General features: G+C 74.1%; 12 protein-coding genes. 4 read left to right on the top strand and 8 right to left on the bottom strand.

Annotation, left to right across the window (positions count from 1 at the left end):
- Positions 1 to 515 precede the first annotated feature (515 nt).
- The 5 genes from ABZS51_RS11045 to ABZS51_RS11025 all read right to left on the bottom strand — a co-directional run bounded on the left by ABZS51_RS11045 (position 516) and on the right by ABZS51_RS11025 (position 8185).
- The gene (locus ABZS51_RS11045) at positions 516 to 5378 is read right to left on the bottom strand and encodes a DUF4132 domain-containing protein (RefSeq protein ID WP_355438645.1); all 4863 of its coding nucleotides are present in this window, start codon (positions 5376 to 5378) and stop codon (positions 516 to 518) included.
- Between the two features lie 295 nt (positions 5379 to 5673).
- The gene (locus tag ABZS51_RS11040; RefSeq protein ID WP_355438643.1) at positions 5674 to 5919 is read right to left on the bottom strand and encodes a hypothetical protein; all 246 of its coding nucleotides are present in this window, start codon (positions 5917 to 5919) and stop codon (positions 5674 to 5676) included.
- 34 nt (positions 5920 to 5953) lie between these two features.
- Positions 5954 to 6310 (bottom strand): SRPBCC family protein, encoded by a 357-nt coding sequence (locus tag ABZS51_RS11035; protein WP_355438641.1) that lies wholly within the window; start codon positions 6308 to 6310, stop codon positions 5954 to 5956.
- A 492-nt stretch (positions 6311 to 6802) separates the two neighbouring features.
- Positions 6803 to 7090, bottom strand: coding sequence for a YciI family protein (locus ABZS51_RS11030; RefSeq protein WP_355438639.1), 288 nt, complete (start codon positions 7088 to 7090; stop codon positions 6803 to 6805).
- Positions 7091 to 7276: 186 nt separating this feature from the next.
- Complete coding sequence (locus ABZS51_RS11025; RefSeq protein WP_355438637.1) at positions 7277 to 8185, bottom strand: DMT family transporter; 909 nt, start codon at positions 8183 to 8185, stop codon at positions 7277 to 7279.
- Between the two features lie 97 nt (positions 8186 to 8282).
- Here ABZS51_RS11025 and ABZS51_RS11020 point away from each other — a divergent pair, with 97 nt between their 5' ends.
- Positions 8283 to 9782, top strand: coding sequence for a PLP-dependent aminotransferase family protein (locus ABZS51_RS11020; RefSeq protein WP_355438635.1), 1500 nt, complete (start codon positions 8283 to 8285; stop codon positions 9780 to 9782).
- A gap of 105 nt (positions 9783 to 9887) precedes the next feature.
- Here ABZS51_RS11020 and ABZS51_RS11015 read toward each other — a convergent pair whose 3' ends face one another.
- The 3 genes from ABZS51_RS11015 to ABZS51_RS11005 are packed head-to-tail and all read right to left on the bottom strand — an operon-like array spanning position 9888 to position 12945.
- On the bottom strand, positions 9888 to 11102 hold the full coding sequence (locus ABZS51_RS11015) for an amidohydrolase family protein (RefSeq protein ID WP_355438633.1): 1215 nt from the start codon (positions 11100 to 11102) through the stop codon (positions 9888 to 9890).
- Entirely contained in the window at positions 11099 to 11554 is a 456-nt protein-coding gene (locus tag ABZS51_RS11010; RefSeq protein ID WP_355438631.1) for a GAF domain-containing protein, read from the bottom strand. Before ABZS51_RS11010 ends, ABZS51_RS11015 begins: the two co-directional genes overlap by 4 nt.
- Positions 11551 to 12945: an MFS transporter gene (locus ABZS51_RS11005; protein ID WP_355438629.1), complete on the bottom strand. Its 1395-nt coding sequence runs from the start codon at positions 12943 to 12945 to the stop codon at positions 11551 to 11553. Before ABZS51_RS11005 ends, ABZS51_RS11010 begins: the two co-directional genes overlap by 4 nt.
- 122 nt (positions 12946 to 13067) lie before the next feature.
- On the opposite strand from ABZS51_RS11005, the gene ABZS51_RS11000 reads away from it, so the two are divergent.
- The 3 genes from ABZS51_RS11000 (at position 13068) to ABZS51_RS10990 (ending at position 15650) form a co-directional block, all read left to right on the top strand.
- Positions 13068 to 13958 (top strand): MurR/RpiR family transcriptional regulator, encoded by an 891-nt coding sequence (locus ABZS51_RS11000; protein ID WP_355438627.1) that lies wholly within the window; start codon positions 13068 to 13070, stop codon positions 13956 to 13958.
- A 67-nt stretch (positions 13959 to 14025) separates the two neighbouring features.
- The gene (locus tag ABZS51_RS10995; protein ID WP_355438625.1) at positions 14026 to 15030 is read left to right on the top strand and encodes an aldo/keto reductase; all 1005 of its coding nucleotides are present in this window, start codon (positions 14026 to 14028) and stop codon (positions 15028 to 15030) included.
- Between the two features lie 26 nt (positions 15031 to 15056).
- Positions 15057 to 15650, top strand: a complete 594-nt coding sequence (locus ABZS51_RS10990) for a TetR family transcriptional regulator (RefSeq protein ID WP_355438623.1) — start codon at positions 15057 to 15059, stop codon at positions 15648 to 15650.
- Positions 15651 to 15660 lie beyond the last annotated feature (10 nt).

Here is a 15660-nt window from a genome sequence, read left to right as displayed (position 1 = left end):
CCATGCCCCTGCGCGACTTCACCCCAAACCAGATCTGTGCCAGATCGTCGCTCTGGCCTGCGAACTTCTGACCGCCGCCGCGAACGGGCCGCGCACTGGCGTTCGCTTCTTGGGCATCCTGTTCCCGCCGGGGACTCCAGCTCTCCTCACGGTCGGCCTACCGCCCCCAAGGACGGACCCCGACGGGGTTCCCATGCTCCGCACGCCTGAGACGCGGCTGGTGCCGGGCGTCCTCTGTATCCCGAGGGCGGTGGTGTCCACGCGACCGGAAACAGTCTTCGGCTGTCACCTGACGTCGGCCGGCCCTTGACACCCCCGTTGATCAAACCGTCCCGGAGCGTCCGTATGACGAGGCATCATCGAGGATTCACGACTGCCCTTCCTGCTCAGCGGCTGCCGCTTCCGCACCCGATGCCCCCGCGCCGACGCCCGCTGCGCGGACGAGGAATCCCGGGTGCGGTTGCCGGGCCCGAACCACTGGATCGCCTGCCACCACCCGCACACCTCCGGAAACGTCACTCCAGCAGGGCCGCGGCCTCCAGCGGCTCGGACGAACGGAGGAAGCGCAGGTCCTCCATGACCAGGGCGGCATCGGTGGCGCCGCCGCGGCGGAGGGCCTGGGCCGGCGTGTCCAGGTCGGGCCAGCGGGACGGGCGGAGGTGGACGCGGTAGCCGTCCCCGGCGGGTTCCAGGGTGAGGGCGTCGCCGATGGCGAGCCTGCTCTCCGGGAGGTGGGCCGCGGTCGCTCCGGCGGCTCGTTCCAGGGCGGTGACCGAGGTGACCCCGGTGGCGACGGGCAGGGTCGTGTCCGGCCCGGTGACATGTTCGTGCAGGTCCCGCAGGCGGGCGGCGGCGGTCGTGCGGGCGGGGTGGTCATTGGGCAGGCGGTCGTCCAGGAGCCTCGCAGCGCGGGCGATGTGACCCAGCGGCGGTACGGACGGACGCTCGCCGAGCAGGGCGATCAGCGCCTCCAGGGCCTCCTCGGCGCCGGAGGCGAGGGTGACCCACTGCTCGGCGGTGAGCGGGGTGAGCCTCGGGTGGCGTTCCGTCCAGGACGCGACCGCCCGGTCCAGGTCGGGGCCCGTACGCCAGAGGTCGGCGGGGTCGTCGGGCATGAGCCGCTCGACGACTTCGACGGCCTCGTCGGTGGTGGTGAGCGCCTCCAGGGAGAGCGCGGCGACGTGCAGGTCGAGCTGGGTCAGGCCGAGGTCGCGGGCGCGGGCGGCGTCGCCCCCGCGGAAGGCGGCGACGCGGCCCCGCGCCCAGCCGTCCGGCCAGGAGAGCGTGCGGGCCGAGGTGGACAGCAGGATCAGGCACTGGGCCGGTGACAGGCCGGTGGCCTCGCCGAACGCCCGTGCGGTCGCCTCCCGGTCCACGGGCGGCGAGCCGTTCTCGGCGATCAGGTCGAGCGCCCGCCGGAGCCGGTCCCGGTCGCCCCAGCCGCGGCAGGTCCGCAGCTCGACGACGCGGTTGCGGGTGAACAGGAGCGGGTCGGGGCCCTGCGGGGTGTGGAGGAGCGCCGTAACCGTGTAGCCGTGCCCCACCAGCTCGTGGTCCGCGACGGCGGCGGTCGCGATGGGGCCGTAGCCCGAGCGGATCTGCCCGGGGTCGAAGTCCGGGCGCAGCCGGGCGACGTGCCAGGTGCCGTCGGTGCGGAGGAGTTCGGGGACGGCGGCCAGCTCCTGAAGCCGCGCGCGCCCGTCGCCGTCGCCCCATGCGGCCTCCAGGACGGCGGCGCCGAGGCGGCCCAGCGTGTTCTCGACCCCCTTGACGGCGGGGGCGTGGAAAGCCGCGATCTTCTTGTCGTACGGCACGTCGACGGCGGCACGGGTGAAGTGGACGATTCTCTCGTACGCGGACTCGGGCCCCGGATCGTCCGGCTCGGGTGCCTTCTCGGACTGGACGGCGGGCGCCGCGGCGGCGGGCGCCGGGCGCAGGTGGGGCGGCGGGGCCAGCTCGAGGCGTTCCAGCAGGGCGAACGCGCGCTCGCGGCATTCGACGGCCGTCCACACCAGGAACGTGACGCCTCTCCGGAGCGACTCGTCGGCGATCTCCGGCAGGAGCGGGTGGAGCCGTCCCGCCAGCTCGTCGCGGGCCGCGTCCTTCTCCTGGTACGTGCTCTCGGGGTCCAGCACCCGCATGAGGTCGGCGGCGAGCGCGGCGTCCGCGACGTCGAGGAGGGCCTGCGCCTTCTTCTCGTCGACGGCGCGCAGCGCCCTGGACCCTTCGGGGTCGCGCGGCCGCATCGCCGACCACCAGCCGGGCGGCGCGACCAGGCGGGTCCCTGACGCGTAGCGGTGGTGCTCCACCACGCTGATGTTCTCGGCGCCGTGGTGCTCGGGCACCCTGCCCCAGCCGCGGACGTAGCGGCCGATGATCCGCCCGGCCGGGTCCCGCAACTCGATGATCCGGCCCCGGCCGCGCCACACGGTGGCCTCGGCGCCGCCGGGGAAGGCGACCCGTTCGCCGTCGGCCGGCACGACGCGGCGGGCGGCCGGGTGCGCGCTGCCGTGCGGGCAGTGCGGGCCGCCGTGGTCCAGTACGGTCACCCGGCCGTTCACCGCGATCAGGCAGCGGTCGTCGAGGTCGCGCGCCTCAGTCCGTTCGTGGGAACGGCTGGAGACGTACTCGTACGTGCCGAAGCCGTGGGGCGGGCCGGCTCCGTCCGGCGTGACGACGCAGGCGCGGAACTTGTGCTCCCAGAGCCGGCCGGCCTGGACCAGGAGCAGGTCGGCTCCGCTCTCTTCCAGGTAGTCGGTGATGGTGTTGACGTGACCGGGGACGAAGGCGGGCATCTCCAGCTCGTCGAGCACGCCGCCGCTCAGCGTGGCGGCGAGGGCGCGGGCCGGGTCCGTGCCGGTCGCGATCGTCCGGACGCTGTCCAGAAGGGGGCCGGGGGCTCCGGCGACGGTGAACCGTTCGGCGTCGCACAGGGCGGCGTGCGCGTCCGGCAGCCCTTGGTCGGGGACCCGCGCGGCGTGCTCGGCCAGGATGGCGGCGACGATCCGCGCGGTTCCCGGGGTGGTGGTCAGGGCCCGTACGGTCTCGGGGGCGGTCTGCTTCGGGACGGCGGGCTCGGTGACGTTGAGCTGGTTGGTCACGTTGCCCACGATCGCGTCACGCAGCAGCGGGGCCCAGTCGGGGTCGGCGGCGACGGCGGCCAGGTCGGTGCCCGCTCCGGAGGCGAGCCGGTCGTACAGCTTGAACGTGTGCAGCAGCCGGGGACGCGCGAGCGGGACGCCGCGGTCCAGGAGGAGATCGAGGAGCGGGAGGTCGGCCGCGGTCTCCTCCCAGCGGTTGACCTCGTCCTCGTCCGCGCCCAGCACCGCCTCGTGGCCGTCGCAGGTGAGGCCCTCCGCGCGCAGCCGCGTGCCGGCGTCGCGCAGCAGGTCGCCGAGACCGGCGACGGGGAGCGCCAGCCCCGCGTACAGCTTCAGGAAGCGGCCGAGCCAGTCCTTGGCCGCCGCCCCCGCCAGCCCGGGGGACCCGGTGAACGGGGCGGTCAGGCCCGCGCCCGCGAGGTTGCCGAGGAGGAGCGCCACCGCCGCGCTCTTCGCCTTGGGGGTGTCCTTGGCGGGCAGCGGCAGGATGCCGAGGAGCGCGCGGCCTATGCCCGCGTCCGCCCGTGCCATCGGGCCGAGCAGCGGAAGCACGAACGTCCAGAGGGCCTGCGGCGCCGACTCCATGCAGCCGCTGTCCAGCAGGGCCCGTACGGCGCGTTCGTCGTCGGGCCCGCCGAGCGGGTGCCCGGCGGCCTTCGCCAGCGCCGCCCAGCCGTCGGCCAGGGCCAGCGCGCCGTCCGCGCCGTCCGGGACCTCCTCGCACCACGTGGTGAGCAGGCGGCGGTGCCAGCGGTACGCGGCGGGGGCGGGATGGCGGGCGGCGAGCCGCTTGCCATGCTTCTTGAGCGTGGCCGATCCGGTGGCGTCCGATCCCGCGCTCAGGTGCGCCGCGACGAGCGCGGCCTCGTCGACCGGCAGCGTGTGCGCCTCCTCGGCGGCGCGGGCCGTCTCGAAGAAGGCGGCGGCGAGGCGGGCGCTGCCCACGGCGGCCAGGATCGACGCGCACTCCTCGTAGAACGGCGGCAGCAGCTCCGGCGCGTGCGTCTCCAGGTCGTCGCCGGTACGGGTGAGCGCGGTACGCGCGAGGCCGGGCTTGCGGGCGGCCAGGCCGCGGGCGGCCCGCAGGTCGGTGTGCGCGGCCAGGATGCGGGCGCGGCGCGCCGGGTGCCGGCGCAGGGCGGACGCGAGGAAGCCGAGCGGGCCCGCGTGCACGGTGCCGACACCGGTCTCCGCCACCGGGTCGAGGTCGTACAGCGACTTCTCGGCCTTGTCGCCGTCGACGGCCGCGCGCCGGACGAGTTCGACGACCGGCTCGTCCAGGACGGAGTGCTCGTAGCGGACGGCGACGCACGTGTCCTCGCCGGGGCCGGTGGGCGGGCCCGGCAGCACCGCCCCGGCGCGCAGCAGCACGTCGCGCGTCGGGCGGGTGATGCCGAAGGGCGCCACGGTGCCGGGCTCGCCCTGGTGGGCGTCGCAGTAGTGGGAGTAGGCCTCGGCCGCCTCCATCTCCGGCTCCATCTCCGGCTCCGTCTCGTCCACGGTGCGGTCCGCGTACAGGGCCATGAGAATGCGGACGCCCTCGGACCAGGCGATGTCGCCGATCTCGCGGCCGCCCGCGGTGAAGCTCATCCCCTCCACGGAGGCCGGGCTCATCGGCCCGTTCCAGTACAGGTCGATCTCGACGCCGAGCGGCTCGGGCGTGTGCACGGTGAACCGCGCCCTGTCCCCCTTGATGCGCCCGCCCAGCTCGTGCACGCGGCGCTCGAACGCGGCGCCGCTCTCGTAGGGGGCCCCGGAGATCTCGACCACGCCGAACGTGCGGTCCATGCTCGCCGGACGCGTCCACACCTCGCGGCGTACCTGCTCGACGACCTGCGTGAGGGACCGTCCCCGCCATATGAGCAGCTCGTCGCCGAGCAGCAGCGGGTGCGGGATCGCGAAGGCGTCCGCGCCCGTCCACACGCCCTCGCGCAGGAGCGCGCAGCGTCCGAGGTCGGGCGCGCCGTCGGCGATCGGGGCGATGACCAGGTCGGTGAGCGTCTCGCGCCACACCGGGTCGTCCCACACGGCCGCGAACACCGCGGCCGGGACGGGCAGCGACCGCACCATCCAGGACTCGACCCGGTCGTGCACCGCCCGCGCGTGCTCGCCGAGCCGGTCGCAGAGGGCGGCCAGCCGTACTGCGATCGGGTCCTTCCTGGCGCTGGCGGGCACCTTCGCCAGCACGTGACCCGCGGCCGTCCGGCAGGCGAGCACCGGCCGCCGCGTCCCCTCGACGGTGAGCTCGTGGCCCGTCGCGATCCCGATCCATCCCATGGCGCCATTCTTGATCATCCCTACGACATTCTGCGGGAAACGGATGATTTACCCGTAGTGACGGGGGAGCCGGTAGGGCTGGGAAATACTGATCTTGTCTTTGTCGTCGCGGGCGCAGGCGCGGCTCGAGGGAAGGACGCCCGTGGTGCTTCTCGATCTGGTGTGGACAGGACTCCAGGCAAGCCCATCCTCCCCAGCTCGGAAGAACTCTCATCATGTAGATGATCAACCCGCGCGGAATTCACCGCGAAAGCCCTCGGCCAGAAGTCGAAGGGGACATGGGCGATCAGGATCGTCATGGGCGGTCCCCGTCCACCAGTGAGCGCAGGGTCGCGATGAGGGAGGCGCGGTCTGGCGCCGCCGTGAAGAAGGCCGCGTCGGTCCTCTCCACCTTGGCGACGGCCCGCTCCACCAGGCCGCGGCCCCGTTCGGTGACCCGCAGCAGCTTGGCCCGGCTGTCGGCCGGGTCGGGACGTGCGTCAGGTCGAAGGGCTCCAGGGCCGCCGTGACGGCGCGCTGCCAGCGCAGTGTCGTCCGCCACAGCAGGAACCCGGGGCTGTCGTCGGGGGCGAGACTCACTCCGTCTCCGCGAGCTTGACCAGGGCCGCCACCGCGTCGGGCAGGTCGGCGGCGACGGCCGGGCCGATGTGCTCGGCTCCGGGGCCGGTCACCTCCACGCGGTGGGTCACCCGGGTGCCTCCGGCGACGGGTTCGAGGGTGTGCGCGAAGCGCAGCGTCACCTCGCCGAACGGCGTCTCGTCGGCGAATGCCGCGTTCTCGTCGGCCTTGGTGATGCGGGCGCGGACCTCGCCCTGGCCCTGGGGCGTCATGGAGATCTCGGACCCGGCCGCGAACGGACCGCGCAGCTCGGCCCGCTCCAGGCCGGCGTCCCAGCGCACCCATCCGGGAACGTCCGCGTACAGGGCCCACACCGCCTCGGCGCCAGGGGGACCGCGACGAAGACCCCGGCCGCATCGGCGGCCGGGGTCTCCTGGCGGTCTTTCGCCGCGCCCGTGGCGCGGGCCGGTCGGCGGGCTACCGGGCTGCCGAAACGGTCTCCGCGGGCGTCGACCGGTGGGAGCCTGCCGTGGCCTGGGCGGGCTTGTCGTGCTCGGGGGCCTGCGTGACGTCGGAGCAGTCGCCTCGGCAGTAACCATTGGTGACGATCAGCCGTCCGCGAGCGGGCGTGTAGGAGGCGGATTGCGCGGCGACGACCACGCCCTGGCAGCTAGGGCAGATGAGCGACTGGTCGGCTGTCATGGGAGCCCTTTCAAGATCTTGGCGCGAGCGGTGATGCACGCGCTGTGAGCCGGGATGACCTACCCGGGAAGACGGTCCTCATGCGCCTGGCCGGACAGTATTGAGGAACATCTCGGTCCGGGAGCCATGATGCCGGACGCCACCGACAATTCCCGGCCGGGTCCTCAGACCTTCAGGCTCTCCAGGCCGGCCGCGGCCAGCAGGGGCGTGAACTCCACGACACCGTGGGTCGCGACGTCGTTGACGACATAGGGATCGGTGGCGAGGATGCGGTCGAGTTCTTCGGCGGGCATGTCGGGGACGAGATAGACGCCGCCCGTCAGCGGAACCCGGCGCCCGGCCACGAGAAGCAGCCGTCGGGCGATGAGGTCCTTCAGCCAGTCGCCGTGGGCCGGCCGCCACTGGTCCACTTCAGTCAGGGGCGCGGTGTAGGTCACTGTGACAACGAACATGCTCGAAGTGTGACAGACGGGAGACGTCGGAAGATCATGACTCCGCCGGCAGGTGGGTCCTGCGGCGGTGGTCGCGGATGGGGGCGGCGTGCCGGTGGCCGCCGCTCCTGACGGTGCGGCGCCGGGTCGCGTGGCCGGCGTGGAGGAGGCCGTCACGTCCGGGCGGCCGTCACGTCCGGGCGGCCGTCACGTCCGGGCGGCCGTCACGTCCGGGCGGCCGTCACGGGGAACCCGCCGCGGCCCGGACGTCGACAGCCACGAGCCCAGCAGGATGAGCGGCAGGCCGATCGCCATCCCGGCGCCCGGCTGCTCGCCGAGGACGACCACGCCGAGCACCACCGCCACGACCGGGTTCACGTACGTGATGACCAGGGCCCGCGCCGGGCCCGCCTCGGCGACCAGGACGCCGTACCAGACCATGCCCACCGCCGTGCACAGCACGCCGAGGACCACCACGGCGACGACCACCGGCCCGGACGGCATCGCCCGCGGCGGGTCCAGGACCGTCACCGGGGCGAGGAGCACCGACGACAGCACCAGCACCGCGGCCATCGAGGCGCGCGGGTCCAGGTCGGACAGCCGGCGCTTGAAGATCATCGGGCCGGCGGCGTAGCTGAACGCCGCGCCCAGGAGCGCCGCGGTGCCCAGCAACTCGTCCGGACGTCCCGTGACATCCACCCCCACCAGGGCCGCGACCCCGCCCAGGCCCGCGAGCAGCCCGGCCAGCCGCCGCCCGCCCACCCGCTCGGCCGCGTCGAAGCGCTGGGCGAGCAGCGCCACGAACAGCGGCGCCGCCGCGATCAGCGTCGCGGCGAGCGAGGAGGAGACGTGCCGCTCGCCCACCGCGATCAGCGGGTACGGCACCACGACCTCCGCCAGGGCGAACGCGGCCAGCCATCGCAGCCGCCCGCGGAACGCCGCCCGCACCTCCTTCACCGGCACCAGCACCAGCAGCGTCACCGCGCCCAGCACCACCCGCGCCCACGCGAGGAACCCCGGCGGCATCCCGCCGTCCATCCCCACCTTCAGCAGCAGGTACGGCATGCCCCACAGGAGCGACACGGCCGCGAAGGCCACCCACGCACGTGCGTTCACGCGACACCACCTCACGTCAGTCAGCGGAGGGCCGTCTGAACCCGGCCTCCAGCCGAACGCTAGGCGGGCAACCGGTCCGCGGATAAGCTCCAGTTCCATGTCTGTGGAGTGGACCGGTTCGGGACCCGAACTACTCCTGCGCCTGGACCGTGACAGCGCCGAGCCGCTGCGCGCCCAGCTCGAACGCGAGCTGCGCGAGGCTATCCGGGCGGGCCGGCTGGCGGCGGGGGAGCGGCTGCCCTCCTCCCGCGTCCTGGCCCGCGGGCTCGGCGTTTCACGCGGGCTCGTCGTGGACTGCTTCGCCCAGCTCCAGGCCGAGGGGTACCTGGTCACGCGGGCCGGCTCGGCCACGCGGGTGGCCGCGTGCGCCCCGATCCCGCCCCCGGCGGCGAAGGGACCGGCGTCCGCTCCGGGACCACCGCCGCGGCCGGCCGTCGACTTCCGTCCCGGCGTGCCGGACCTGGCGAGCTTCCCCCGGCAGGACTGGCTGTGGGCGCTGCGCGAGGCCACCCGGATCATGCCGGACTCCGGGCTCGGCTACGGCGCGCCCTACGGAGCGACGTCAACAGCGACGTCCACAGAGGCTTTCACAGAGGCGTCCGGAGGGACGGCCGCGACCTCCTACGGAGACGCGGAGCTGCGGGCTGTGCTGGCGGCGTACCTCGGCCGGGTGCGCGGCGCGGTCGCCGGGCCGGACCGACTGGTGATCTGCTCCGGGTTCGCGCAGGGCTACGGCCTGGTGCTGCGCGTGCTGGCGGACCGGGGGGTGCGGCTCGTCGCCGTCGAGGACCCGGGCGACCCCGACCAGCGGCTCCTCGCCGCGCGGGCGGGCCTGGAGACCGTGGCCGTGCCGGTCGACGAGGACGGCGTGCACGTCCGGGCCCTGGCCGCGACGGGCGCCCGCGCGGTGGTGCTCACCCCCGCGCACCAGTGCCCCACCGGCGTCGCCCTGGCCCCGGCCCGGCGCCTGGAGCTGGTCGCGTGGGCCAGGGAGCGCGAGGCGACGATCATCGAGGACGACTACGACGCCGAGTTCCGCTACGACCGGGATCCCGTGGGGTCCCTGCAGGGGCTGGCCCCCGGCCACGTGGTCGCGCTCGGCTCGGTCAGCAAGGCGCTGGTGCCCGTGCTGCGGCTCGGCTGGATCCTGTGCCCGCCGCACCTGGCTCCCGCGGTCGCCGCCGAGAAGCACCTCGCCGACCGCGGCTCTCCCGGCCTCGACCAGCTCGCCCTCGCCCTCCTCATGCGCTCGGGCCGCTACGACCGGCACCTGCGCCGCGTGCGCGCGGTCTACGCCCGCCGCCGTGACGCGCTGGTGGCGGCGCTCGCCCGCCACGCCCCGGGCGTCGAGCTGCGGGGGCTGGCGGCCGGGTTCCACGCGGTGGCGCGGCTGCCGGAGACGGTGACGGAGGATGCGGTCGTCTGCGCGGCGCGGGAGCGCTCGGTCGGCCTGTACGGGATGAGCGGCTACCGGGCGGACCCGGCGCCTTCTCCGCGGGCCGGGCCTCCCGAGCTGGTCATCGGCTTCGGCAACGTCCGCGAGGACGCCATCGGGCGGGGCGTCGCCGCGATCGCGGACCTCCTCACCGGCCGCTGAGACAAGCCGCGACAAGCCGCGACAAGCCGCGACAATGGGGACGCCCTGGCCTCCGGCGGTCAGGCTGAAGCGACCACCTCGCCGCCTCGCCCTGGCCTCCCGCGGTCAGGCTGAGGCGACCACCTCGCCGCCCTGGACCACGTACCGCAGGTGCTTCGGCTCGGCGAGGACGCCCAGGTCGCGCAGCGGGTCGCCGTCCAGGACCAGCAGGTCCGCGTGCGCGCCCACGGAGAGGGTGCCGATCTCGCCGGCCATGCCCACCAGCTCCGCCGCCTCGACAGTGGCGGCCCGCAGCACGTCGAGGGGCCGCTGCACCTCGCCCCGCAGCCGGAACTCGTGGCTCTGGTGCCGGTGCATGCCGCCCAGCAGGTCCGTGCCGAACGCCAGCCGGACCCCGCCGCGGGCGGCCCGCTCCACGGCTCGCAGGCCGGCGTCCAGCACCTCGTCCACCTTGCGCCAGCTCCCCTCCGACAGGCCGAACGCCCTGCCCTCCTGCTTGAGCGCCCAGTACGTGACCAGCGTCGGCACGAGGAAGGCGTCGTGCCGCAGGAACAGCTCGACGCTGCGGTCGTCGATCAGGTTGCCGTGCTCGACGGAGCGCACCCCGGCCTCCAGGGCCCGGTTGACGGCGCGGGCGGTGTAGGCGTGCGCGGCGACGTAGCGGTTGGCGGCCTCGGCCTCCTCGACGATCGCGCGCAGCTCGTCCATGGAGTACTGCGTGGAGTCGATGCGGTCGGTGGGGGAGGCGACGCCGCCGGAGGCCATGACCTTGATGTGGTGGGCGCCCTTGCGCAGCTCGTCGCGCGCGGCGGCGCGGACGGCGTCCACGCCGTCGGCGATCCGGCCGACGCCCGCGCAGCACGGCTGGTCGTCCCGGTCGTTGCGGCCGCGGCCGCGCAGGTCGCCGTGGCCGCCGGTCTGGCTCAGCGCCCGGCCGCAGAACAGCAGCCGCGGCCCCCGGATCAGCCCCTCGGCCTGCGCGTCGGCCAGGCCGTAGTCGGCGCCGGAGGCGTCGCGGACCGTGGTGAAGCCGCGGTCGAGCATCCCGCCCATGATGCGGGCGCTGTGCGCGGCCACGTACGACGGGGCCATGGACGGCAGCGCCCCGAGGTCGGCGGTGGCGGCGGTGACATGGACGTGCGCGTCGATGAGGCCGGGCACGACCGGCGCGCCGGCGAGGTCGACGACCCGCGTGCCGTCGGGCACCCGCAGGCCCCGCCCGGTCTCGGCGATCCGGCCGTCCTCGCAGCGCAGGTCGCCTTCGGCGTACTCGCCGGTGGACACGTCGAGGAGGAGCGCGTCGCGCAGCAGCAGGCTCACGCGGCACCTCCGGCGGGCCCGCCGGCTCCGGCGACGGCGCGCAGGGCGGGCACGGCCAGCGGCGCGAGCGACTCGGCCGCCGCGACCGACTCCTCGTCGTAGCTGCCCTCGGCGTCGAGGATGTTCAGCACTCCCAGAACCCTTCCCCCGTCCACGACGGGCACGTTGATGACGGAGCCGCAGCCGAGGCTCTCGATCAGCTCGTGGTCGGCGAAGATCTCCCGCACCGCGGCCCGGTCCGGGCCGAGGTAGGGCAGCCGCGCCTCGACGCACCGGGCCAGCCAGCCCCGCGCGACCTCGACGGTCTTCTCGCCGCCCACCGGATACTCCTCCGGGTGGCTGCTGTGGACGCGGCGCAGCGCGCTTCGCCCGGGGATCCAGGCCAGCACGGTGAACAGCCGCACGCCCACCTCCTCCCGCACCCGGTCCTCCACGTCCCGCAGGTCCGTCATGACCGCACCTCCTTGGCGGTTTCGGCGGGTTCGCCCCGCTCGGTCAGGTCTTCGAGGGAACGGCCGGCGGTGGCCAGGCCGAAGACGACCACGCAGACGACTCCGACCACCAGCACGGCGGTGGTGAGTCCGAACACGCCCGCGAAGCCGAGGCTCGCCGCCGACAGGCCGATGATCGTGGGGGCGAGGATGCTGCCGACGCGGCCGAACGCGCTGGACAGGCCGGTGCCGGTGGCGCGGATCCAGGTGGGGAAGACCTCGGGGGTGTAGGAGTAGACGCCCGCGTACGTCCCGTTCAGGAAGAACGACAGGACCGCGCCCGCCAGCGTGATGGCGGCCGGGCTGTCCATCTGCGACAGCCAGAACGCGCTGACCGCGGAGCCGGCCAGGTAGATCGCGATGGTGTTCTTGCGGTCGAGCCGCTCCGACAGCCAGGCGGCGGAGAAGTAGCCGGGGATCTGCGCCAGGTAGATGATGATCGAGAATTCGAAGCTCTTGGTGACGGTGATGCCGCGCTGGACGAGCAGCGTCGGGATCCAGGAGAAGAACCCGTAGTACGAGAACGTGATCACGAACCAGATCAGCCAGATCACGGCGGTCCGCCGGGCCATGGCCGGGCTCCACAGGAAGCGCAGGGCGCTGATCAGGTTGACCTTCGGCGTCTCGGACACCGGCGGCGTGCCGTCGTCCTCGGGCACCGGCGGGAGCGGTCGGCCGGTGGCCCGCTCGACGCGCCGTTCGAGGTCGGCGACCACCGTCTCGGCCTCGTCGTGGCGGCCCTGCTGGAGAAGGAAGCGCGGTGACTCGGGCAGCGAGCGCCGCCACCACAGCAGCATCAGGATCGGCACCGCGGTGAGCACCTGGGCGATCCGCCAGCCGCTGTCCATCGTGGGCACCACGAAACGGCCGATCAGCGCCGCCATCACGAACCCGAACGAGAAGAAGCCGGCCAGGGCCCCGATGAACCAGCCGCGCCGCCTGGCGGGCACGAACTCGGACAGGAACGGCGCGATGATCGCGCTCTCGGCCCCGGCCCCCGCGCCGGCCAGCACCCTGGCCCCCAGGAACACCTCGTAGCTGGGCGAGGCGGCCGCGATCACGGAGAAGACCGCGTAGAAGGCCAGCGCGTACATCATGACCTTCTTGCGGCCGATGCGGTCGCCGAGCAGCCCCGCCACGGTCGCGCCGAACAGGAACCCGAACGGCGTGGCCGATCCGATGAGGCCGAGGTGGCCGTTGTCGAGGCCCCACTCCTGCTGCGCGCTGGGCAGCAGGAACGCCACCACCGCGGAGTCCATGCCGTCGAAGGTGTAGCCGAGGCCGCCTATCAGCAGCAGGAGATAGTGGGGACGGCTCAGCGGGAGCCGGTCCAGCCGGGTGAGCAGGGTCATGGCACCTTCCCTGGTCGATGCTTTATGGCAACGTATAGTGCAAATCTCCATGTATGCAATGTCTGTTGCATTGTTTCGCTGTGACGAACGCGTACCATGACTCCCGGCCGAGGGAGGATCACGTGACGGACCCCAGCACCGACACCTACGACGAGTGGCTGCGCGCCCGGGTGCCGGGGCGCGGCCTGCGGCCCAAGGCGGCGGCGGTGCTCGACGTGCTCGTGTCGCAGCCGCGCCGCGCCTCGTACGGCTCGGCGGCCGAGCTGGCCCAGCTCGCCGGGGTCAACGTGGCGACCGTGACCCGCACGGCGCAGGCGCTCGGGTTCGCCGGCTGGCCCGCGCTCCAGCAGGAGCTGCGCGCCCGCTACCTGTCGTCGCTGAGCGCCGGCCAGGTCGCCGCCGAGCACGCCGGCGCCGGCTCGCCCAGCTCCCGCTCGCTGCGCCGCGACCTCGACGGGCTGGCCCTGCTCGCCCGGCGGCTGGACGAGAGGGTGCTGCTGACGATCGCCGAGGCCGTCGCCGCCGCCCGCCGCACCGTCGTGGTGGCCGACGGCAGCTACGCGGCCGTCGGCCTGGCGCTCGCGCACAACGCCCGGCTGGCCGGCTACCCCGTCGCGGCCGTCACGGCGGGAGACGCCGAGCTGGCCAACGCCGTGGCGGCCCTCGGCCCGGAGGACGTGCTGATCGCGATCAGCTTCTGGCGGCTGTACGAGAGCACCGTGCTGGCCGCCCACGAGGCCCGCTCGCGCGGGACACGGGTCTTCGCGCTGACCGACGCGGCGAGCCCGGCCCTGGCGGCGGCGGCCGAGGAGGTGGTGATGGTGCCGGCGGAGGGCGAGGCGTTCTTCCCGTCGCTGACCGCGGGCATCGCGGTGGCGCAGGCGCTGGTCACGCAGCTCGCCGCCGTGGACCCGGCGCACACGGGCGCCTCCATCGAGGCGGCCGAGTCCATGTGGTCGAGGTTCGGGCTGCTGCATCGCCGGGCCGCTCCACCACCAACTGACAAAAATTGAAATCTGTCATCTGTAATGCCATAGTGGGTAGGGACTGACGACGGCAGCACATCCGCAAGGAGTCCTCATGCTCACTCGTACACTCGGATCGACCGGACCACGTGTCTCCGCCCTCGGGCTCGGCTGCATGGGCATGTCCGCCCTGTACGGCGAGGCCGACCGCGGCGAGTCCATCGCCACGATCCACGCCGCCCTCGACGCCGGAGTCACCCTGCTCGACACCGGCGACTTCTACGGCATGGGCCACAACGAGATGCTGATCGGCGAGGCGCTGCGCACGGCTCCGGCCGGGCTGCGCGATCAGGCCCTGATCAGCGTCAAGTTCGGCGCGCTGCGCGCCCCGGACGGCGCGTGGCTCGGCTACGACGGCCGCCCCGCCGCGGTGCGGAACTTCGCCGCGTACTCGCTCCAGCGGCTCGGCGTGGACCACATCGACGTCTACCGGATCGCGCGCGTCGACCCGGACGTCCCCATCGAGGAGACCGTCGGCGCCATCGCCGAGCTCGTCCAGGCCGGGTACGTCCGCCACATCGGGCTGTCCGAGGCCGGCGCCGACACCGTCCGCCGGGCCGCCGCCACCGCGCCCATCGCCGACCTGCAGATCGAGTACTCGCTCATCTCCCGCGGCATCGAGGAGCGGATCCTGCCCACCACGCGCGAGCTGGGCATCGGCGTCACCGCGTACGGCGTGCTGTCGCGGGGGCTGATCTCCGGCCGCTTCACGCCGGACCGGACGCTGTCCGCCGGGGACTTCCGGGCGCACTCGCCCCGCTTCCAGGGCGAGAACCTGCGCCACAACCTCGGCCTCGTTGAGGCCCTGCGCGAGATCGCCGAGCGCAAGGGCGTCACGGTCGCGCAGATCGCCATCGCCTGGGTGCTCTCGCGCGGCGAGGACATCGTGCCACTCGTCGGCTCCCGCACCCGCGAGCGGCTGGCCGAGGCGCTCGGCGCGCTGGACATCACGCTGGAGGAGGCCGACCTCGCCGCCGTCGAGCGGGCCGTGCCCGCCGACGCCGCCGCCGGCGAGCGCTACCCGGAGACCCAGATGGCCTTCCTCGACAGCGAGCGCTGACGCCGGCACCCGGTACGGTCGTCACCATGGCCACGATCGACGTCCTCACCGCCGAGCGCATCCTCGAAGCCACCGAGGAGGTGCTGCGCCGCCACGGCCCCGCCAAGGCGACCGTGGTCGACGTGGCCCGCGCGCTCGGGGTCAGCCACGGCAGCGTCTACCGCCATTTCCGCACCAAGACGGCGCTGCGCGAGGCCGTCACCCAGCGCTGGCTCGACCGGACGTCCGCGTCGCTGTCGGGCGTCGCGGCCGACTCCGGAGCCCCGGAGGAGCGGCTGCGGCGCTGGCTGGCCGAGCTGTTCTCGGCCAAGCGCCGCAAGGTGGGCGACGATCCCGAGCTGTTCGCGACGTACATGGTGCTGGTGGGGGAGAGCAGCGCGGTGGTGGACCGCCACCGCGCCGACCTCACGGGACAACTCGCGGAGATCATCCGCGAGGGGCTCGACCGGGGGGACTTCGCGGCGGCGGGCGCGACGCCGGAGGTGCTGGCACGCGCGGTCTTCGACGCCTCGGGCCGCTTCCACGACCCGGCCTACGCCCGCGAGTGGGACCAGCCCGGCATCGACGCCGAGTTCACGGCCCTGGTCGACCTGGTGATCCGCGGCCTGCGGGCCCCCTGACCCCGGGGCC

Source organism: Nonomuraea sp. NPDC005501 (assembly GCF_040605905.1).
Classification (GTDB): Bacteria; Actinomycetota; Actinomycetes; order Streptosporangiales; family Streptosporangiaceae; genus Nonomuraea.
Note: the sequence above shows the minus strand (reverse complement) of the source record. Positions and strands in the feature narration are given on the sequence as shown.